This window comes from Rouxiella chamberiensis, assembly GCF_026967475.1.
GTDB lineage: Bacteria > Pseudomonadota > Gammaproteobacteria > Enterobacterales > Enterobacteriaceae > Rouxiella > Rouxiella chamberiensis.
In genome coordinates this window covers 2,916,235-2,937,840 of the sequence record NZ_CP114058.1, presented here as the reverse complement: position 1 = coordinate 2,937,840, position 21,606 = coordinate 2,916,235, and the positions used below count along the sequence as shown (strand labels likewise).

Genomic DNA, 21,606 nt, shown 5'->3' with positions numbered 1-21,606 from the left:
GTCATTCAACGTCCAGATGCACGGCAGTAAGGTAAGGCTCGCACTTAAACGCATTGAAAGGACATCGTGATGTTTAGCTATCGACTGGAACGTTTTGGTTCATTGGACGGTTTGACCCTGAGGGAAGAGTCGCCGCCGAGAGTGGGCCGTAATCAGGTGCTGATCAAGGTTCGCGCCTGTAGCCTTAACTATCGGGATCTGGCGATTTTGCACGGAACCGGCACCCTTTCTCCCAGACCGGGGCTGATTCCCCTGTCAGACGGGGTCGGCGAAGTGGTGGAAAAGGGCGAGGCTGTCAGCCTGTTCAATCTCGGCGATCGCGTTGCGGGCAGCTTTTTCCCTATTGGGCAGCAGGCCCCCTGACAACCGCGGCGGGCAGAGGAGCTTACGGCACGCAGGCCGACGGCTGGCTGACGCACTATAAAGTCGTGGATGAAGAAACGCTGGTGGCTATCCCCGATTATCTCTCGTGGGAACAGGCGGCCACCTTGCCCTGTGCGGCCGTCACGGCGTGGAACAGTTTGCAGCAATCGCGGCCGGTGCAGCCGGGTGAAACCGTCTTGACGCAGGGAACCGGCGGCGTGGCCCTGTTTGCCGTGCAGTTTGCCAAAATGCTCGGCGCACGGGTGATTGCCTTGACCTCGACAGACGACAAGGCCCAGCGACTGAAGCAACTCGGCGCCGATGAAACCCTGAACTATCGCCAGTATCCGACGTGGTCTGAACAGGTTCGGGAGCTGACGGCGGGCGAGGGCGTGGCGCGCGTAGTGGAAGTCGGCGGGCCGGGCACTCTGACCCAGTCGATGTTGTCCTGCGCTCCGGGCGGCGAGATTGCGATGCTCGGCTTTGTGGCGCAGGGCAGTTCGGCGATTGATTTCATGACCCTGTTCAAAAGTGGCGCGACCGTCAGGCCCTTCAGCGTCGGCAGTCGAGCGGATTTTATCGCCATGAATCGCGCGCTGGCGTTAAGCCGTTTGCAACCGGTGGTAGACAAGGTCTTTCCGTTCGAGCAGGCGATTGAAGCCTGGCGCTATATGGATGAGGGGCGACACGTCGGAAAAGTGGTGATTTCAATTCACTGACGGCAATAAAAAAACGGACGCCGATGCGTCCGTTCTGTTTTTATGGATGACTACACGATAGGCCCTAGTGCGCGCCACCGCCGTCGCCGCCCGCCGTGAACGGTGCACGGGCAAACCATACCAGCACCAGCAGCAGGATAAACACGCCGCCCGCCGCCCAGAACACTTCGTTGGCGGAAAGGATAAGCCCCTGATTGGTAATTTCCCGCGCTATCCAGCCCGAGGCCTGCTGGTGGCTCATTCCCATGCCCTCCAGCTGGGAATAAGTCTGCTGCGTGGCAGGATTGAACGGTGTAATGCTCTCGCTCAGATGCGCGTGATGCAGCGATTCACGGTTACTCCACATGGTGGTGGTAATCGAGGTGCCAATCGAGCCTGCCAGCGTTCGGGTAAAGTTCGACAGGCTGGACGCGGCCGCCATCCTTGAAGGCGGAAGCCCCGAGAGGATGATGGTGATAAGCGGCATAAAGAAGCAGCCAACCGCAAAACCCTGCACAAACTGCGGCCACGCGGAGGCGCCAAAGTTCATTCCCGGCTCAAATGTATAGGCGCGCCAATAGAAGCACACGGCATACATAATGAAGCTGAATGTCACCAGCCAGCGCATGTCCAGACGATGCGCAAAGCGGCCGATAATCGGCGACATCAATACCGGCAGGATCCCGACCGGTGCCGAAGCCAGACCCGCCCAGGTGGCGGTATAGCCGAATACCTCCTGCAACAGCTGCGGCAGGAGCACTATCGAGCCGAAGTAGAGCATGTACGCAAGGCTGATGCACAGCGTACCGATGGTGAAGTTTCGCGATTTAAACAGCGAGAGATCGACAATGGGATTGTCATCCGTCAATTCCCAGACAATCAGGAACGCCAGCGCCACCACCGCGATAATGGTCAGAGTGATGATTTCCGGCGAGTTGAACCAGTCCAGCTCTTTTCCACGGTCGAGCATCACCTGCAAACAGCCAATGCCGAGCACCAGCAGCACCAGTCCCACCGTGTCGATGGGCCGGATTTGCGTCTCGGTTTCCCGTCCTTTCAGTGTTTTCAACGTCAGCAGCACGACCGCAATCCCGATCGGAATGTTGATGAAGAAGATCCAGCCCCAGTGATAGTTGTCGCTGATGTAGCCGCCGAGGATAGGCCCGCAGATAGGTGCGACGATTACGGTCATCGACCACAGCGCCAGCGCGGTACTTCGCTTGGCGGGCGGATAGTTATTCAACAGCAGACTCTGCGACAGCGGAATCAGCGGACCGGCCACCAGACCCTGAATCACGCGGAAGAAGATAAGCATTTCCAGACTGTTGGAGACGCCGCACAGCCACGAGGCGAGGGCAAACAGCCCCGTCGCCCACAGGAAAAGCCGCACTTCGCCGATGCGTTTTGCAAGCCAGCCGGTTATCGGAATCGAAATGGCGTTGGCAACCCCGAACGAGGTAATGACCCAGGTGCCCTGCGAGTTCGAGGCACCCAGATTACCGGCGATGGTCGGAATGGCGACGTTGGCGATAGTCGAGTCCAGCACCTGCATAAAGGTCGCCATTGCCAGCGCCACCGTCATCCAGGCGAGGGGCGCTCCCGTCAGCGGTTTTCTATCAGCCACGATGACCTCCGAAGCACTTAGCCCGCATTGGCGTGAATCACGTCATTGATGATGGCATCGACCGGCGCCAGATTCAGCGTCAGGGCCGACGACTGGTACAGCGGCTCGGAACGCACCTTGTCGGCCAGAATCAGGCCGTCGAGGTTCTGGGTATCGACTTTGACAAGCGTGGACAGGCCGATACGCAGCGGATGCTGTTTCACTTCGTTGCTGTCCAGCTCGATACGCACCGGCAGGCGCTGCACGACCTTGATCCAGTTACCCGTGGCATTCTGCGCAGGCAGTAGCGAGAAAGCGCCGCCGGTGCCCATGTCCATGCCGACCACTTTGCCGTGATAGACAATGTCATCGCCGTAGATATCACTGACTACGGTCGCCGGTTGGCCGATACGCATGTTGGCGAGCTGCGTCTCCTTGAAGTTGGCATCGACCCAGATGCGATCTGCCGGAACCGACGGCCATCAGCGCCACGGCCGGGTTTATCTGCTGACCGACCTGCACGCTGCGGCGCGATACATAGCCATCGATAGGGCTGACGATTTTCGTCCGTTGCAGCGAAAGCCAGGCATCACGAACCTGTGCGGCGGCCTGAAGCACCTGCGGCTGCCGGGCTACCGGCGTATTCAGCACCATGGCCTGATTGGCGTTGAGCTGCTGTACGGCGACGTCGAGCTGGGCCTTGGCGCTGTCGACCGCATCATGCGCGTGTTGCAGATCTTCACGTCCGATGGCATCGACCTTGCCGAGGATCACGCGGCGTTTGAGATCGGCCTGCACCTGATTCAGCTGGGTCTGACGCAGCGCCACGTTGGCCTGATACTGTTTGCTGTTAATCACCATCTGATGTGTTTGACGCACGCTGTTCGCCAGCGCCGTTTTGGCGCGCTCGAACGCCTGTTCGGCATCGGTAGGATCGAGAACCACCAGCGTATCGCCTTTCTTGACGAAATCCGTGCTGTCGAAATTGACGGCGGTCACGCTGCCCGACACCTGCGCCATCACCTGCACCTGATTGCCCGCCACATAGGCGTCATCGGTTTCCTGGAAGTGACGCAGCACCAGAAACCAGTAGATCAGATAGGCAATGCCAATAATGATAAAAATGCCGGTCAGAACCAGCAACGCCACTTTCCGCGAGCGTTTTTTGCTGCTGGCCGGTGGCGGGGTAGGTTGTTGTACTTCCGCGTTTGCGCTCATGATTTTCTCCACGCTGAGTCTTGTTATTATGCTTTGCCGTTCGCCGTCGGGGCTTGATAACCGCCGCCCAACGCCCGAATCAAACCGATTTTTGCCTGCAGAACATTGCTGGCTGCTGTCAGTGCCGCCTGCTGCTGCTGTAACAGCGCCGCCTGGCTTGTGAGCAACTGATCACGTCCGATAGTGCCTGCGGAGTAGCGCGCATTGGCGACGCGATAGACTTCCTGCAAGGATTTTTCGGCAGATTGAGACTGCTGCAACTGCTGGGCAGAGCTTTTCTGGAGCGTAATGGCATCGGCCGTTTGTTGAATCGCATTGAGCAGCGTCTGGTTGTAGGACTCGACGGACTGATCATACAGCGCCGACTCTTCCCCCAGCTTGCTGCGCAACGCGCCCGCGTGGAAAATAGGCAATGAGATGGCGGGGGCAATGTTCCAGGCCTGACTGGCCGCTTCGAGCAGATTCGGGCTGGTATTGCCGTAATTGATGGTGCTCAGACCCGCAAACGCGCTGATCGACAGACTCGGGTAGAACTCTTTTTCGCGGCGGCAATGCGCTGGGAATAGGATTCGACCAGTTCACGCTGCGCCACGATATCCGGACGTTTACCCAGTAAATCTAGCGTCAGTGCGCCTTTGGGCGCCAACAGGTCGTCGCCGGGCAACGCGACCGGATGCAGGCCGTTCATGGCATCGGGACCCTGACCCGCCAACGCGGCAAGCTGATGTTTCTGCTGCTCAATCTGCGCCTGCAATTCGATTATCTGCTGCTTGGCGCTGTCTGCCTGCGCCTGGGTTTGCTGCGGAATATCCACCCCGTACACACCCGCCTGATACTGCGCCTTGCGCAAATCGGCCAAACGCTGGTTGTTGTCGACTTCCTGCTGCAACACTTTCTGCACGGCATAACTGGACTGCAACTGGTAATAGGTTGCGACCACCGAACTGGAAAGCGACAGCGCCGCCTGAGCCTGTTCGGCGCGCGCGGAATCGACCTGCGCATTGGCCGCATTCACCTGATTACGGTATTTACCCCACCAGTCAAACTCGTAGCTGAGGTTCAGGCCAAGATTGTTGGTAGTTTCATAAAGCGGATTCGCAGGATAACCGCCGAGAAACGGCTGGTAGGTATTCTGGGAAAGCTTCTGCCGATTACTCGATGCATTGAGATCAAGATACGGGCCGTTGGCGGCATTGGCTTCACCGGCCACACTTTGAGCCTCACGCACTCGCGCCGCCGCCTGTCGCAAGGAGGGCGAATTTTGCAAGGTACGGGTCATGAGGCTGTCGAGTTGCGGATCCTGCAAGCTGCGCCACCACTGGGGGCTTATCTCGAGCGAGCTGACTTTCTGCGCGGTCATACCAAGCTGCCGGGTGTTCAGCAGCGTGGACTGGGGCGCGATATTGTTGCTGGAGGCGCAACCTGCCAGCAACAACACGACGAACCAGCGGCGTACATCTCCAGCTGACGGGAAGGGACATGGATAATTACCTGAACAAGTACTCGGTTATGAAGTCGAGCCTGCATCCATCTGATCAAGGCGGGTCAACAACTTGCGCGTCAAGGCTTCCAATTGCTGTTGCTCTTCGACGTCAAGGGTAGACCAGAGGAAATGCAAACTTTTGTGTTGAGGTGGCAACAGCTTCTGGATAAAGGCCTCGCCGTCTGCGGTCAAATGCAAATGCAGGCAGCGGCGGTCATTATCGCTCTCACGTCGTTCAATCCATCCGCGCTTTTCCAACTCATCGGCAATGCGGGTCGCGTTGGTACGTGACGACCCGAGCGCAGCACTCAATTCCGAAGGTTGAATGCTGTGCGATTCCCGTGCATCCAGCGTGATCAGCGCCATGAACAGCGTTTCGTTGATCCCCTGCGCTTTCAGCATCTTGTTTCTATTTTCCAGCAACTTGCCGTGCATGTGCATGCACAGGCGAGTCAGCAGGATTTCCTGATAAGGAAAATCTTTCTGCTTTTTAGCGCGAAAATTCAACATGTGTTCAATAGGAGCGAATGAACTTTCCATCGTAAGAAACCTCATTAGTTACGTTTGAGATAGTAACTATTGTAATTAATAATATCAATGTTATAAGCCCGTAAATAGTTAGCTATTCGTGTGGTCTTAAAACGGCTGGGTAGGATGAATTTTATAGCTTTTACAAAGAGGTAATTACCCGCTTTGGATAAAAAGAGAGGCAGGACAATCGATTGCGCTGGAAAGCGGCATCGGGCAGCCCGAGGGTAAGAACAACGCACGTTTCACCGCGCCTGACCCGCAGGCCAACGCATCGGGCAGAACGCCGAACGCGTTCGACCGGCCGTCAGAAACACGCGCTGCAAAGTAGAAAGCAACGGGCGTCGAAGCATTTTCAGGGGCTGTGTCACTGTGCATAGGGAATTTATTGCTAAATAAAATCAAGATGTTTCGTTAGCGTATAATTTATTAAAAAAATAATATCAGACTGTTAGTAGTCTTTATACCCTTTGGTTCAAAAAAATTTCACCATTAACTATACGCAGGCTAATCAGAGGCGTGATGATCACGCCTCTCGCTAAATAACGTTAGCTTATCTTATGCTTATGGCCCAGCGACCAGACCAGCAGGTTGATGACGCAGAACAGCGCGCCCGCGCCGCACACGCCATACCAGCCTGCCAGCTGAAACGCCGAGGCGGAAACCAGCGACCCTACCGCGCCACCGATGAAATAGCTGGTCATGTAACCCGCAGTGAGGCGATTACGCGCTTCGGGCATCGATTTATAAATCACGCTCTGATTGGTGATATGCACGCCCTGCACGCAGAGGTCGAGCACGATAATGCCGACAATCAGCGAAAGAATGGCATGTGCGCCGTAGGCGACCGCAATCCAGGACAGCAGCAGTAAAATCAGTCCCCAGGTCGTGGTCAGCTTGGCTTTGCCTTTATCCGCCAGATGGCCGGCACGGGTTGCCGCCAGCGCACCGGCCGCGCCGACCAGACCAAACAGCCCGATCACGCCCTCGGAATAGCCATAGTTCGGGCCTGCCAGCAGGAAGGCCATGGATGTCCACAGCGCCGAAAAGTTGGCAAAAATAAACATGCCGATCAATGCGCGGGTGCGCAAAACGGGCGTGAAGAAGAACAGGGTAAATATCGATTTCATCAGCTGGAGGTAGTTAAGGTGCGTCTCCTGCTTGTGGCGCGGCAGCTTGCGCCACAGGACCAGCGCCATTATTACCATCAGCACGCTCGCGACCCAGTAAACGGTGCGCCAGCCGCCGAGCGAGGCCAGCAGTCCGGCTACGGTGCGGGCAAGCAGGATCCCAAGCAGCAGCCCCGACATGATCATGCCGACGATTTTCCCGCGTCGTGCCGGTTCGGCGAGCGTGGCGGCCAACGGCACCAGCACCTGCGCGACCACGGAGAACAATCCGGTCAGCGCCGTACCGACCAGCATCAGGGTTATCGAGGTGGCATTGGCGGTGATAAGCAATCCGGCGGCGGCAAGCAGGGTCATCACTACAATCATGGCGCGGCGTTCAAACATATCGCCGAGCGGCACCAGGAACAGTAATCCGAAGGCGTAGCCAAGCTGGGCGGTAGTGACGATAAAACCGGCCTGATTGACGGAAAGATGAAAGGCGCGGGCGATGGTTTCCAGCAGGGGTTGAGCATAATAGTTGCTGGCCGCCGCCAAACCGGTGGCTACGGCCATCAGCAGGATAAGGCCCGGGCTCAATACCGTCTGGTTTTTCGAAGCAGGGGAGTGGAATGAGGTTGTCATAGGATTCATTTTGTTTAATTAAAAGAGTAGGGCGGAGGTTACTGCCCCACAGTATCCTTCAGTTAAAACTAATAAACCAATTGATAATTACCCCGAAAAGCATGGGTCTGGTTATAAGGCGTGGAAAACGGGCAGAAAAAAGGCACGGCGTTTATTCCGTGCCCTGCGTATTTATCTTCTGCCTTGCCGAGTTTATTTCGCGGCGGCGGCGGCCTCTTTGATCCAGCCATCGAAGGTCGCCTGATGTGCCTTGATCCAGCCGTTGGTCTGCGCTTCGATATCCGCTTCGGAACTTTGACCGGCATGCATCGCGGCGTTCTGCGCATTGATGTCCGCCAGCGGCAGTTTCATGATGGCAAACAGCCTGGCCGCGGCCGGATTGGCCTGCGCCCACTTGGCGTTCGCCACAATGTGCATGGTATTCACCGGGAATCCGTAGTTTTTGCCGTTAGGCAGTTTGGTGTCGCCCTTTTCATTGCCCGGCACTACCGAGAATGGCACCTGCAACCACACGGTATCCTTACCCGGCACCAGCACGTTGCTGACCCAGTAAGGCGTCCAGGTGTAATACAGAATCGGTTTGCCTTCTTTATAGCGGGTCATGGTGTCGGCGATCATCGCCGAATAGTTGCCCTGATTGTGCTGCACGGTGTCGGTCAATCCGTATGCCTTGACCTGCGCATTGATCACAGTTTCACATCCCCAGCCCGGCGCACAGCCTGTCAGGTCGGCCTTGCCGTCGCTGTTGGTGTCGAACAGCCTGGCGATTTTGGGATCCTTCAACTGCTCGATATTGGTGATGTGGTACTGCTGGGCGGTTTTCTTGTCGATGAGATAACCCTGTGCCGCACCGGTGACATAGGTGCCCTGACGGTAAAAGGTCTTGCTGCCCCCGGCGGCATTGTACATGTCGTCGTGCAGCGGCGCCCAGTTGGCGGCCATAAAGGTGCCATCGCCTTCGGCAATGGTGGTATAGCCGACGTTGTAATCGACTTCGCGAATCGGCTGAACGGTGTAACCGAGTTTCTCGAGCGCCTTGTCGACGAGGATGGTCTGGAACGCCTCTTCGCTGATGGTGCTCTGAATCGGCGTGACCGTGACGCCTTTACCCGGCAGGTCGGCGGCGTAAACGGAACTCAGGCCAAAGGTAGAAAGGGCAGCGAGTGCCAGAATCGAATGTTTCATCATTATTATCCTTAATTATTATTTTTAGCGGCGGCAGTGGCGGTGGCAATCCAGCCATCGAAGGTCGCCTGATGCGCCTTGATCCAGCCATCGACCTGCGCCTGAATATCTTCTGCCGAAGATTTACCGTTGTGCATGCTCAGGTTCTGGGCATTGACGTCGGCGAGCGGCAATTTCATGATAGCGAACAGCCTGGCGGCGGCTGGATTGGCCGCGGCCCACTGCTTGTTGGCAACGATGTGTTCGTTATTGACCGGGAAGCCGTAGTTTTTGCCGTTTTTCAGCGTGGTATCGAGGCCTTTCTGCGAACCGGCGTTGGCCGAGAAAGGAACCGTCAGCCAGACCACATCTTTACCCGGTTTCATTACATTGCTGACCCAGTAAGGCGTCCAGGTGTAATACAGCACCGGTTTACCCTGCTGATAGCGGGAAAGCGTGTCGGCCATGATCGCCGCATAGTTGCCGGAGTTTTGCTGCACCGTGTTGCTGAGGCCATAGGCGCTGATTTGCGCGTCGATGACCTGCGCGCAGCCCCAACCCGGCTCACAGCCGACCATATCGGCCTTGCCGTCGCCGTTGGCGTCGAACAGTCTGGCGAGCTTGGGATCTTTCAACTGCGACAAGTCATGGATGTGATACTTGTCGGCGGTTTTCTTGTCGATCACATAACCTTGCGCCGCGCCGCTGATAAAGGTGCCCTGACGATAAAACTTGTCGTTACCCCCGGCCGCGTTGAACATGTCGGTCTGCAAGGGATCCCAGTTCACTGCCAGATAGGTTCCATCGCCGCTGGCAATGGTGGTGTACGCGACGTTGTAGTCGACTTCGCTGGTCTGCTGCACGTCGTAGCCGAGCTTTTGCAGGGCGCGGTTGACCAGTTCGGTCTGGAAGGACTCTTCCGCCAGCGTACTTTGCAGCGGTTTGACGACAACGCCTTTGCCCGGAAGGGTGGCCGCTGTAGCCTGTGTGCCCGCCAATGCGCCCAACGACAGCGCAAGCAGGCCAAGGTGACGAAATGTTTTCTGGTGAGTCATCGCGGTTATCCTCAAGCTTTTTTGACAAAAGGTTTGGTTAACAGGCCGATAGGGCCGTGGGCATACCAGCGGTGAACGCCTTTGCTGCGGCGATCGCGGCCCAGCGCCTGCGTCAGGCGGTCGAGGATAATCGCCAGAATCACGATCCCGACCCCGCCGATGGACGCCAGACCCATGTCCAGACGACCAATCCCGCGCAGCACCATCTGACCCAGACCGCCGACGGCTATCATCGAGGCGATAACCACCATCGACAGCGCCAGCATCAGCGTCTGGTTGATCCCGGCCATGATGGTCGGCATCGCGAGCGGCAACTGCACCTTGAACAGCATCTGACGCGGGCTGGAACCAAAGGATTCCGCCGCTTCAATCAAGTCTTCCGGCACCTGATTGATGCCGAGAATGGTCAGACGCACGATAGGCGGCAGGGCAAAGATGATGGTCACCACCACGCCCGGCACGTTACCGATACCAAACAGCATGACGATAGGCACCAGATAGACAAACGCCGGGGTGGTCTGCATGGCATCGAGCAGCGGACGGATTATCTTCGCCGCTCCTTTGCTGCGCGCCAGCCAAATGCCGAGCGGGAGTCCTATCAGCACGCAGAAGAACAGCGACGTCAGCACCAGCGCCAGGGTCACCATCGCCTGGGACCAGGCACCAATCGCGCCGATAATGACCAGCGACACCAGCGTGGTGACGCCCATGCCGACACCGGCCATCTGCCAGGCGAGCAGCGCAAAGATAAGAATGGCGATAGGCGCAGGCAGGGCTTCGAGACCATGCTGAAAACCGCTGAGCACGAAATCTACCGGTACACGAATGCCCTGGAACAGCGGACGGAAATGCGCGACGAGCCAGTCGATCCCGTCCGTCACCCAGCGGTCAAGCGGGATCAGCGTATTATGGAAAGGATCGAGGATGTTGAAATGCTGATGCTGCTCGGGGGCCACGTTGAGCCAGCTGTCGTTGCTGGAAGCGGCCGCATGGTGTGCGGCATCGGGTGTGCTGGTGGCCGCGTCTTGCGTGGTCGCCCCGCTGTTGTCGGCACTCCACGGATCGCTTGCGGCATCCGTCGGCGTAGTCTCTGTCGGTGCCTGGCTGGCATCGGCACTGCCCGCGCCCCACGGATCGCTGGCGGCGTCTGCGGTCTGGGCCGCCTGTGCATGCTGGATAACCGGCGAATGGTTTAAGGTCGTGCTTACGGATTGAGTCATTCTGTTGCCCCCTCTTTATCCAGTGCCTGCAACAGCATGGCCTTGGAAATAATACCGATATAGTTGTTCTCTTCGCAGACGACGGGCACCGCGCAAGGTGCGGCGGCGACCAGAGAAATCAGTTCGCTGAGCGGCATGTCTGCCGGTACCGGTGCCGGTAATTCCAGCAGGGCACTGTCCAGCGGAAGGTTTTCTCGCAGCGCACGTTTCAGGGAATCTGCCGACACCACGCCGATAAATTTCTGACCACGTTCGAGGACATAACCATATTCGCGATCTTCGTCTTCCAGCAGCTTCAGGGCTGCGCGAGGACCAAAACCGGGGGTCTTGCGGATAAGCGTCACCGGACGACGACGGGCAATATCCCTGGCACTGAATACCTGACTGATATCCACGCCACGGAAGAAGGTGCGTACATAGTCGTTGGCCGGATTATTCAGAATCTCTTCCGGCGTGCCGACCTGCACCACTTCGCCGCCCTGCATAATGGCGATGCGATCGCCGATACGCATGGCTTCGTCGAGGTCATGGGAGATAAACACGATGGTACGCTGATGTTTCGACTGCAATTTCACCAGCTCATCCTGCATTTCGGTACGGATAAGCGGGTCGAGTGCGGAGAAGGCTTCGTCCATCAGGAGAATGTCGGGGTTGTTGGCCATCGCGCGGGCAAGACCTACGCGTTGGCGCATACCGCCGGACAGTTCATCGGGATAGGAATGGGCATAGTTTTCAAGACTGACCTGGCGCAGTGCCTCGAGCGCCTTGGCAGTGCGTTCCGCAAGCGGCACACCGGCAAGCTCCATGCCAAACGCCGTGTTGTTCAGTACCGTAAGGTGCGGCATCAGGGCAAAAGACTGGAACACCATGCTGATTTTGCTTCTGCGCACCTGGCGCAGCTTGGCGTCGGAGATCTTGGCGATGTCTTCGCCGTCAATCAGCACTTCGCCACGGGTTGGTTCTATCAGACGATTGAGAAGGCGTACCATGGTGGATTTTCCGGAACCGGAAAGCCCCATGATGACAAAAATCTCGCCTTCTTCAATGGCCAGACTGGCATTCTTCACGCCAAGTGACAGACCCGTTTTCTCGAATATTTCCTCTTTTCCCTTACCTGCATCAATTAGCTTGAAAGCCCGCTGGGGCTGCTCGCCAAAGACTTTATATAAGTTCTTCACTTCGATTTTAATTGCCATGCAATTCTTCGTTTCCCTGGTCGTATTTTACATACTGTTATCTGGATGAATGATATAGAAATTTCCTGTTAACGGAATATCGAACGGCCTATACCCTACCACAGCTGAAATCTGAGACAAGTCTCAAGGATTCAGGCGAAAATTTAGGAGGGGTCCGATTATTAAGTCAAATTTCGGCGCTGAGGCCTTATGTTTTAAGGGATATTTGCGAGAAGGCGGTGTGTTGCCATAAAGATAATATTTCTGCCGCATAATGTGCAGGGTGAGCGAATTTCACAACGAATAAAGAAATAATATTTACAGTTTAATTTGTTGTTTTTAATGTATTTTTATCAAATCCTTCCGGCGAGATTTTTTGACTGTAGATAATCGTGAAATAAGAATATTCGCTAATTTCAATTTTTATGGCTTCTGTCGCGAAATAATTAATATTGAATAAAGGAAAAAGGGCGGAAATAGCACGGGTTTCAGCGCCGGAAATAGGGCGGTGAAACAGGATTTCAGCGGCGGAAATACGCCGCTATTTCGCGTCCGATTCTTCGGAATGAAGTGGGGAAGATGCCTTGCGATACAGGCGTCGAGGATGGCCAATATTTCCATACTGCATCTCCACGCTAATGAAGCCTGTTTCAACGCAGTATTCCAGATAACGACGGCCCGTGGTTTTGCTGATGCCCACCTGTTCGACGACCTGATCGACAGACCAGTTGCGCTCGGGTTCGAGACTGAAAACCTGCCTCACCAGCTCAAGCGTATTCGGCTCGATGCCCTTGGCGAGCGGGGCCTGCGGCTGTTCGCTGCCCGGCAGATTAAACAGCTTGTCGAGACTCTGCTGATCCAGATTTTTCACCTGTCGCAGCGTTTGGGTCAGCTGCAAAAACCGCGTCAGCGAGCTTTGCAGGCGGTGGAAAGACACCGGTTTGATAATGTAGTCAAACGCGCCCGCCCGCATCGCCTGGCTACAGGTCGTCATGTCGCTGGCCGCCGTGATGAAAATCACCGAGCAGTCGAGGCGTTTGAGCAGCGACGAATTGATAAGCTCGATGCCCTGTCCGTCCGGAAGAAAATTGTCGAGCAGCACCAACCGGGGCTGATACAGCTCCAGCAGCTTTTTGGCCTGCGCGAGCGTAGGCGCGATGCCCACCACCCGCAGATTGAAGTTTTGCTCGATAAACTCGCGGTGCAGCACGGCGAGGTGGCTTTCGTCCTCAACGATGAGCACGTCCATTGCGTTGTAATGGTTCATGGCAGAGAGGTCATGATTGGAACACTCATTGTCTGGATGGCGCATCAATGGCCATTTCTTTATAGGGAATAAAAACAGAAAACACGCTGCCGCTGGGGTGATTGTCCGAAATTTCAATCATTCCCTGCGCCTGACGGACATAACTCGCGACCACATAAAGGCCGATACCATGTTCGCTGCCGGTGCGCGTAGAGTGGCGGGCAGGCTTGCTGCTGACACCCTGCTCGAACAGCCGTGGCCGGAGTTCAGCCTCGATGCCCGCACCGCGATCGGCGACCTCAATAATCAGCTGGTCGGCGCTGCGGGTCAAATAGAGTTCAACCGGAGCGTGCGGCGCGTCAACTTTCAGCGTCGCCTCCACGGCGTTGTCCAGCAGATTGCCGACTATCGACATCAGCTCGTTTTCGCCGAGCGCTGCGGGTAACGATGCTAGCTCGCAGGCCGGATCGAAGTGCAGGTCGATGCCTTTTTCCCGCGCGTCGGCGTATTTGCCCAGCAGCAACCCGCATAGCGCAGGTGATTGAAAACGTTGTGAAAGAAAATCGAGTGTGGCCTGTGCCTCCTTTGACTGCGCCTGAATATAGTCCAGCGCTTCGTCATAGCGTTTCATCTGCAAAAGCCCCGCCAGCGTGGCGGTCCAGTTGAGCTGCTCGTGGCGCAGAATCCGCAGGTTGTCGGCATAGCGGGTCACCTGACTCAACTGACTGCTCAGCGTGTTGATGTCGTTCTTGTCGCGAAAACTGAAGATCCAGCCGTGCAGCGCCGGAGGCGGCAGCGCAATGGGCACGCGGTTGACAATGACCTGCCGTCTGTTGAACAGGGCAATCTCGTCGTGCCGCTCGTCCTGTGGCGGATGCGCCGTGAAAAAGTCCGGTTCCGTGGCGATAACCTCGTCGATTGGCCGCCCAATCAGCCGCGCCTCCTGTTGATCCAGCCCCAGCAGTTCGCGGGCCGCGCGGTTGATGGTAAGAATATGCCGACGATCGTCGATGGCGATCACGCCCTCGTAAACCGCTTCCATCAGCGCCTTTTGCTGGCGCACCAACAGGGCGATGTCACGCGGCTCAAGCCAGAACATCTGCTTTTTGAGATGCTTGCTGAACAGCCACGAGAAGGCAAACAGCGCCAGCAGCAGCGCCGCGCCGAACACGATGGCCTGAGCCAGTTGCCGCAGCGTAATATCATCGATATAGGACGTCAGATAGCCGACCGAGACGATGCCGACCACGTGGCCTGCGGCATTCTTGATAGGCGCCTTGCTGCGCAGCGACACGCCGATCCCGCCCTGACGCACTGAAATAATGGCGTTGCCTGCCAGCACCTCGTCATTGTCGCCGCCGACCATCGGCTGATTAAGGCTTTGCGGCTGGCGGGAATGATAGAGATGAATCGCGTGACGATCGCCTATCACGATATAGCTGGCATCGCTTTGCTGGCTCAGCGGGGCGACGAGCCGGGCGACCGCCGCCGTATTCTGCGCCTCCACCGCCTGCGCCAGGCCCGGCATCAAGGCAATTTCGCCGGCCTGCACGCGGGCGCGATTGCCGAGATCGCGATGCATCTGGTTATCGACAATATGAAAGACGAACGTGCCGAGTACGGCCAGCAGCAGGCAGGAAAAAGCCACCAAACAGAGAAACAATTTAATCTGGAAACTGAGTTTGGCTTTCATCGCCTGACCTGACAGTAAGAAGGGTTATCGGCATTTTTACTAAAAAATCGCGAATAATTATACGATTATTAACATTAACGCCATAAAAACCATTACAACCTTTAACACTGCGGGTTTAATTTGAAAGCCGTCACAGCTCGGAAGGGCGACGATTCCTATCCTCGTTACAGTTCAAACGAACAGCTAACAAGAAGAGGAAAGGCTATGAGCACAACCGATGATTCCTACATTGTCGTCAAGGAACAAGATCCCGTTGCAAAAGAGCTGGCCGCTGCCCGTCACACTGCGGCAGCGACCGCGCGCCGTGACCGCTGGTGGCACGTGCTGGATAACTACAAGGTCGGCATTATTCCGCTGCCGTTCTTTGTGTTGGCCGGGATCCTGATTCTGCTGGACTGCCTGAGCGGCAAACTGCCCAGCGACATTGTGGTCATGGTCGCCACACTTGCCTTCTTCGGCTTCGCCTGCGGCGAGTTTGGCAAGAGGTTGCCGCTGCTCGGTAAACTCGGCGCGGCGGCAATCTGCGCCACCTTTATTCCTTCGGCGATGGTGCATTACGGCCTGCTGCCCGATGTTGTGGTCGAGTCCACCACGAAATTCTATAAATCGACCAATATTCTCTACCTTTATATCTGCTGCATTATTGTCGGCAGTATTATGAGCATGAACCGTCAGGCGCTGATTCAGGGTTTTCTGCGTATCTTCGTGCCGATGCTGTGCGGCGAGATTGTCGGCATGCTGGTGGGCATGGCGGTGGGGATGGCGCTCGGTCTGCCGCCGTTCCAGATCTTCTTCTTCCTGATCCTGCCGATCATGGCCGGTGGTGTCGGTGAGGGGGCGATCCCGCTGTCGATGGGGTACGCGGCCTTGCTGCATATGGAACAGGGTGTGGCACTCGGCAAGATCCTGCCGATCGTCATGCTGGGCGGTTTGACCGCCATTGTGCTGGCCGGCATTCTGAACCAGCTGGGCAAGCGCTACCCGCATCTGACCGGTGAAGGCACGTTAATGCCGAGCAGGAAGGGCGCGATCGCCAACGGCAACGATGAATTCGAAGGTACGCCGGGCGTGAATGCATTGGCCTGCGGTGCGCTGCTGGCGATTCTGCTCTATATGGTCGGCATGCTGGGGCAACGCCTGATTGGCCTGCCTGCGCCTGTCGGCATGCTGTTTGCGGCGGTGGCGGTCAAGCTGGCGCACGGCGTGTCACCGACTATTCAGCACGGCTCGATGGCGGTGTACAAATTCTTCCGCACGGCGGTGACCTATCCGATTCTGTTTGCCGTCGGCGTGGCGATTACTCCGTGGCAGGAGCTGGTGGACGCCTTTACTCTGCAAAACCTGCTGGTGATTGTTTCCACCGTCGGCGCGCTGGTCGGCACCGGCTTTGTCGTCGGCAAAAAGATTGGCATGTATCCCATTGATGTTGCCATTGTTTCCTGCTGTCAGAGCGGGCAGGGCGGCACAGGCGATGTGGCGATCCTCACCTCCGGCAATCGCATGACATTGATGCCCTTTGCTCAAATCGCCACCCGCATTGGCGGCGCTATCAATGTTTCCGTCGGCTTGCTGGTGCTGGCGAAATTTTTCTCCTGAGTTTCCTTCCACAATGCAAAAACCCGCCGTGTGGCGGGTTTTTTTATCGCGTCGAAATACGCTCTAGAAATCCCAGTCTTCGTCTTCGGTATTGACCGCTTTACCTATCACGTACGAAGATCCGGACCCCGAGAAGAAGTCGTGGTTTTCGTCGGCGTTTGGCGACAATGCCGACAGGATGGCCGGATTCACTTCTGCCATGCTGGCCGGGAACAGCGGCTCGTAGCCCAGGTTCATCAGCGCCTTGTTGGCGTTGTAGTGCAGGAATTTCTTCACATCTTCGCTCCAGCCGACGCTGTCATACAGCTCTTCGGTGTAGCGAATTTCGTTGTCATACAGATCCTGAATCAGGTCGAACGTTTGATCCTTTATCTGTCGCTGGCGTTCTTCGCTCTCTTTCTTCAACGCCTGCTGGAACTTGTAGCCGATGTAATAGCCGTGTACCGCTTCGTCACGAATGATCAGACGAATCAGGTCGGCGGTGTTGGTCAGCTTGGCGCGGCTCGACCAGTACATCGGCAGATAGAAGCCCGAGTAGAACAGGAAGGATTCGAGGAACACGCTGGCGACTTTCTTCATCAGCGGATCTTCGCCGTTGTAGTAGGAAAGCACGATCGCCGCCTTGTTTTGCAGCGCGACGTTTTCTTCGCTCCAGCGGTAGGCTTCGTCGACATCCGACGTCATGCACAGCGTCGAGAATATCGAGCTGTACGAGCGCGCGTGAACCGCCTCCATGAAGCAGATATTCGAGTACACCGCCTCTTCGTGCGGCGTGACGGCGTCTTTCATCAGCGTAGGCGCACCCACGATATTCTGCACCGTATCGAGCAGCGTCAGGCCGGTAAACACGCGAATGGTCAGCTGTTTTTCCTTGGCGCTGAGCGTGGCCCAGGACGGAATATCATTAGACAACGGCACCTTTTCCGGCAGCCAGAAGTTTGAGGTCAGACGGTTCCACACCTCGAGATCTTTGTCGTCCTGAATCTTGTTCCAGTTGATGGCCTTGCTGATCGGCTGGACCGGCAGCAGCTGTTTAACCGAGCTCATGCGATTTCCTTAAATGTTCAATTACAGCGTGCACGACACACAACCCTGTACTTCGGTGCCTTCCAGCGCCATCTGGCGCAGACGGATGTAATAAATGGTCTTGATACCCTTGCGCCAGGCGTAGATCTGCGCCTTGTTGATATCGCGCGTTGTGGCGGTGTCGCGGAAGAACAGTGTCAGCGACAGGCCCTGATCGACGTGCTGCGTCGCCTCGGCGTAGGTATCGATGATTTTTTCCGGGCCAATCTCGTAGGCATCCTGGTAGTAATCCAGATTGTCATTGGTCATGAAGGCCGCCGGATAATACACACGGCCGATTTTGCCCTCTTTGCGAATTTCCACGCGCGAGACAATCGGGTGAATACTCGAAGTCGAGTTATTGATGTACGAGATGGAACCGGTTGGCGGCACGGCCTGGAGATTCTGATTGTACAGACCATGTGCCATCACCGACTCTTTCAGCGCGGTCCACTCGGCAACGCCCGGAATGGCAATACCGGCATTGGCAAACAGTTCGCGCACGCGTTCGGTCTTCGGATGCCAGATATCCTGGAGATACTTGTCGAAATACCCGCCGCTGGCGTAGGTCGAATCCTCGAAACCCTTAAAGGTTTGACTGCGCTCGATAGCCAGCAGGTTGGAGGCGCGCACCGCGTGATAGGCCACGCTGTAGAAATAGATATTGGTGAAATCCAGCGCTTCTTCGGAGCCGTAATAAATACGTTCACGCGCCAGATAGCCGTGCAGGTTCATCTGACCCAGGCCGATGGCGTGCGAATCGTTGTTGCCTTTTTCCACCGACGGCACAGAGCGGATGTTGCTCATGTCGGAAACCGAGGTCAGCGCACGAATCGCCATTTCCACCGATTGCCCAAAGTTGGGTGAATCCATCGCAGCGGCGATATTCAGTGACCCGAGGTTGCAGGAGATATCTTTGCCAATCTCCTGATAGGAGAGATCTTCGCCATAAACCGTGGCGGAGTTGACCTGCAAAATCTCGGAGCACAGGTTACTCATGTTGATGCGGCCCTTGATAGGGTTGGCGCGGTTAACGGTGTCTTCGAACATCATGTAGGGATAACCGGATTCGAACTGAATCTCGGCCAGCACCTGGAAGAATTCACGCGCGTTGATCTTGGTTTTATGAATGCGCTTGTCATTCACCATCTCGCGGTACTTTTCGGTGATGCTGATTTCGGACATCGGCTTGCCGTAAACTTTCTCGATGTGGTACGGCGAGAACAGATACATGTCTTCGTTGTTTTTCGCAAGCTCGAACGTGATATCCGGAATGACCACGCCCAGCGACAGCGTCTTGATACGGATTTTCTCGTCGGCGTTTTCGCGTTTGGTATCGAGGAAACGCAAAATGTCCGGGTGATGCGCATTCAGATACACCGCGCCTGCGCCCTGACGTGCGCCCAGCTGATTGGCGTAGGAGAAGGCATCTTCCAGCATCTTCATAATCGGGATCACGCCGGAAGACTGGTTTTCGATTCGCTTGATAGGCGCGCCGACTTCACGAATGTTGGTCAGCATAAAGGCCACGCCGCCGCCGCGTTTGGACAGCTGAAGGGCGGAGTTGACCGAACGACCAATCGATTCCATGTTGTCTTCGATACGCAGCAGGAAGCAGGAAACCAGCTCGCCGCGCTGTTTTTTGCCGCAGTTCAGGAAGGTTGGGGTGGCAGGCTGAAAACGGCCGCTGATGATTTCGTCGACCATATGCCCGGCGAGGGTAATATCGCCCTGCGCCAGCGAAAGCGCGACCATGCACACGCGATCTTCATAGCGCTCGAGATAGCGTTTGCCGTCGAAGGTTTTCAGCGTGTAGCTGGTGTAATACTTGAACGCGCCCAAAAAAGTCTGGAAACGGAATTTTTTGGCATAGGCCTGCTTGAAAAGGCGCTTGATGTCTTCGAAGGCGTACTTATCCAGCACGGAGGCATCGTAATACCCTTCTTCTACCAGATAGCGCAGTTTCTCGGCCAGATTGTGGAAGAACACGGTGTTCTGATTAACGTGCTGAAGAAAATACTGACGGGCGGCCAGCTTGTCTTTATCAAACTGAATTTTCCCTTCGGCATCGAACAGATTTAACATCGCGTTTAACGCGTGATAGTCCGGCGTGCCGACACCGGGATCGGTGATTGCTAATTCTGTCGCTGCCAAAATTCAGTTACTCCCTTTTTTACCTTTGCAACGTCTTCCGGTGTGCCGAGCAGTTCAAAGCGATACAGATAAGGTACCTGACACTTTTTCGCGACAATTTCACCGGCTATGCAATACGCTGCGCCGAAATTAGTGTTACCGGCGGCAATGACGCCGCGGATGAGTGATCGATTGTGTTCGTCGTTGAGGAAGTGGATAACCTGTCGCGGGACGGCGCCAACCGTTGTTCCGCCGCCATAGCTTGGAACCACCAGAATGTAGGGCTCCTCCATGCGGAGTTTTTCGCCCTTGGGTGCAATCGGTATTCTGATGGCCGGCAAGCCAAGCTTGCCGACAAAGCGATGGGTGTTTTCCGACTTGCTCGAAAAATACACCAGGCAGCTCATGGCCGGCCTTAGTGGACTTCCTGCATCTGGCGCAGGGCGGTGATTTTATCCGGGCGGAAGCCGGACCAGTGGTCGTCACCGGCAACGATGACGGGAACCTGCTGATAACCCAGCGAACGGACGTGGCCAAGAGCCTGCGCGTCCTGCGTCAGATCGATCACTTGATAGTCAATGCCATGTTTGTCCAGGGCGCGGTAGGTGGCGTTACACTGGACACAGTCTGGTTTGCTGTAAATGATTATGCTCATGATTCGCATTTACCTTTAGGGTAAGATTATCGAGGTGTTTACGGCTTATGTTCTGCCTGTTATGCAGCAGATAAGGCGTAAGAGTTAGGTCGGCGGGTCATGCGCGGCCGACGCTTTAAATACTAGATGTTGTGGTCTGGTATATCAACCCGCCTAGATATAGGCTTTTTATATGATAGGCTCATTCCTGGAAAAAATAGGCCGACAAGCCGCATGGAATCAGGCTTGGCAAATTTCAAGATAAGAAAAGTTTTTTTGTAAAGATGATATTGTGTAAAAAACGGTCAATATCTGTGTCGGGGGTAAAAAAAACGCCCCGATGCGGCGTAGCAGCATCAGAGCGTATTTTCCAAACAACGAGGCGTTATTTGTCGAAAAGTGGCTTGCTCTTTAGTGAAAAAAGCATGAGTCGATTATTTACGACCCAGCAACACGCCGATCACGACACCGACGGCGGCACCCACACCCACACCATGCCACGGATTGTCTTTCACGTAGTTGGTGGCCTGACAGGCGGCGTCACGCGCATGCTGAGTCAGGTTGGTGTTGCCGTTGAAACGGGAGCGAGCATCACGCAGCACGCCTTGTGCCTTGTCACGAATCTTTTCGAACTCATCCTTGGACTTGGAGTTGCCGGATTTCAGCACTTCGTCCAGGGTATCGGCCAGCAATGAAATGTCTTCATCCGCGTTACGTTCGATTTTATCTGTCTTCTTAAACATTGAATTCTCCTTGTTTAACAGTTCTGTTTCGCTTGTCTCGCGACCTGTTAAAAGCATAGCGCATTAATTTACGGCGTGGCTGAAATTACCGGCGATTGACCATTAATTGCACAAATAGGAGAGTAAAATCAGCTATTTCCTGTCACTGACAGTGCAATTTTCTCCAGACGTGGCGCGGCCTTACGACACACGGCTCGGAATTGTCCGCAAAAACGCGGCCTGCGAGACAATTGATGAC

The 21,606-nt window shown here is 55.7% G+C and carries 17 protein-coding genes and 2 pseudogenes; 3 read left to right on the top strand and 16 right to left on the bottom strand.

Annotated features, from left to right (window positions below):
- The first annotated feature begins 69 nt into the window (after positions 1-69).
- Complete coding sequence (locus tag O1V66_RS13675; RefSeq protein ID WP_269127724.1) at positions 70-363, top strand: alcohol dehydrogenase catalytic domain-containing protein; 294 nt, start codon at positions 70-72, stop codon at positions 361-363.
- A 65-nt stretch (positions 364-428) separates the two neighbouring features.
- Positions 429-1,082: a zinc-dependent alcohol dehydrogenase family protein gene (locus O1V66_RS13670; RefSeq protein WP_269127722.1), complete on the top strand. Its 654-nt coding sequence runs from the start codon at positions 429-431 to the stop codon at positions 1,080-1,082.
- A gap of 64 nt (positions 1,083-1,146) precedes the next feature.
- Here the strand turns inward: O1V66_RS13670 and emrB are convergent, their stop codons facing one another.
- The 11 genes and pseudogenes from emrB to O1V66_RS13615 form a co-directional block, all read right to left on the bottom strand.
- Complete coding sequence (gene emrB / locus O1V66_RS13665) at positions 1,147-2,685, bottom strand: multidrug efflux MFS transporter permease subunit EmrB (protein WP_072045025.1); 1,539 nt, start codon at positions 2,683-2,685, stop codon at positions 1,147-1,149.
- A 17-nt stretch (positions 2,686-2,702) separates the two neighbouring features.
- Positions 2,703-3,882, bottom strand: a pseudogene (gene emrA, locus O1V66_RS13660) (multidrug efflux MFS transporter periplasmic adaptor subunit EmrA).
- 26 nt (positions 3,883-3,908) lie between these two features.
- A pseudogene (locus O1V66_RS13655) lies at positions 3,909-5,363 on the bottom strand (efflux transporter outer membrane subunit).
- Between the two features lie 26 nt (positions 5,364-5,389).
- Positions 5,390-5,905 carry a transcriptional repressor MprA gene (gene mprA, locus O1V66_RS13650; protein ID WP_045045931.1) on the bottom strand — a complete coding sequence of 172 codons (516 nt, stop codon included), beginning with the start codon at positions 5,903-5,905 and terminating at the stop codon, positions 5,390-5,392.
- Positions 5,906-6,441: 536 nt separating this feature from the next.
- A complete protein-coding gene (locus O1V66_RS13645) occupies positions 6,442-7,644 on the bottom strand; it encodes an MFS transporter (RefSeq protein WP_152623550.1) in 1,203 nt (400 codons plus the stop codon).
- Between the two features lie 192 nt (positions 7,645-7,836).
- Positions 7,837-8,832, bottom strand: a complete 996-nt coding sequence (proX, locus tag O1V66_RS13640; protein ID WP_045045933.1) for a glycine betaine/L-proline ABC transporter substrate-binding protein ProX — start codon at positions 8,830-8,832, stop codon at positions 7,837-7,839.
- Positions 8,833-8,840: 8 nt separating this feature from the next.
- Positions 8,841-9,863, bottom strand: coding sequence for a glycine betaine/L-proline ABC transporter substrate-binding protein ProX (proX, locus tag O1V66_RS13635; protein WP_045045934.1), 1,023 nt, complete (start codon positions 9,861-9,863; stop codon positions 8,841-8,843).
- Between the two features lie 11 nt (positions 9,864-9,874).
- Positions 9,875-11,083: a glycine betaine/L-proline ABC transporter permease ProW gene (gene proW, locus O1V66_RS13630; RefSeq protein WP_045045935.1), complete on the bottom strand. Its 1,209-nt coding sequence runs from the start codon at positions 11,081-11,083 to the stop codon at positions 9,875-9,877.
- Complete coding sequence (proV, locus tag O1V66_RS13625) at positions 11,080-12,279, bottom strand: glycine betaine/L-proline ABC transporter ATP-binding protein ProV (protein ID WP_045045936.1); 1,200 nt, start codon at positions 12,277-12,279, stop codon at positions 11,080-11,082. The genes proW and proV overlap by 4 nt, the downstream gene beginning before the upstream one ends.
- 520 nt (positions 12,280-12,799) lie before the next feature.
- Positions 12,800-13,525, bottom strand: a complete 726-nt coding sequence (locus tag O1V66_RS13620) for a response regulator (RefSeq protein ID WP_045046834.1) — start codon at positions 13,523-13,525, stop codon at positions 12,800-12,802.
- Between the two features lie 25 nt (positions 13,526-13,550).
- Positions 13,551-15,197 carry an ATP-binding protein gene (locus tag O1V66_RS13615; RefSeq protein WP_045045937.1) on the bottom strand — a complete coding sequence of 549 codons (1,647 nt, stop codon included), beginning with the start codon at positions 15,195-15,197 and terminating at the stop codon, positions 13,551-13,553.
- 204 nt (positions 15,198-15,401) lie between these two features.
- Between O1V66_RS13615 and O1V66_RS13610 the strand changes: the two genes are divergently transcribed.
- A complete protein-coding gene (locus O1V66_RS13610; RefSeq protein ID WP_045045938.1) occupies positions 15,402-16,793 on the top strand; it encodes a 2-hydroxycarboxylate transporter family protein in 1,392 nt (463 codons plus the stop codon).
- Between the two features lie 63 nt (positions 16,794-16,856).
- Here O1V66_RS13610 and nrdF read toward each other — a convergent pair whose 3' ends face one another.
- From nrdF to O1V66_RS13585, 5 genes are all read right to left on the bottom strand, one after another.
- Complete coding sequence (gene nrdF, locus O1V66_RS13605; protein ID WP_045045939.1) at positions 16,857-17,840, bottom strand: class 1b ribonucleoside-diphosphate reductase subunit beta; 984 nt, start codon at positions 17,838-17,840, stop codon at positions 16,857-16,859.
- Positions 17,841-17,861: 21 nt separating this feature from the next.
- Positions 17,862-20,012, bottom strand: coding sequence for a class 1b ribonucleoside-diphosphate reductase subunit alpha (gene nrdE / locus O1V66_RS13600; RefSeq protein WP_045045940.1), 2,151 nt, complete (start codon positions 20,010-20,012; stop codon positions 17,862-17,864).
- Positions 19,994-20,398 (bottom strand): class Ib ribonucleoside-diphosphate reductase assembly flavoprotein NrdI, encoded by a 405-nt coding sequence (gene nrdI, locus O1V66_RS13595; protein WP_045045941.1) that lies wholly within the window; start codon positions 20,396-20,398, stop codon positions 19,994-19,996. The genes nrdE and nrdI overlap by 19 nt, the downstream gene beginning before the upstream one ends.
- An 8-nt stretch (positions 20,399-20,406) precedes the next feature.
- A complete protein-coding gene (gene nrdH / locus O1V66_RS13590) occupies positions 20,407-20,646 on the bottom strand; it encodes a glutaredoxin-like protein NrdH (RefSeq protein WP_045045942.1) in 240 nt (79 codons plus the stop codon).
- A gap of 413 nt (positions 20,647-21,059) precedes the next feature.
- The gene (locus O1V66_RS13585) at positions 21,060-21,368 is read right to left on the bottom strand and encodes a DUF883 family protein (RefSeq protein ID WP_045045944.1); all 309 of its coding nucleotides are present in this window, start codon (positions 21,366-21,368) and stop codon (positions 21,060-21,062) included.
- Positions 21,369-21,606 lie beyond the last annotated feature (238 nt).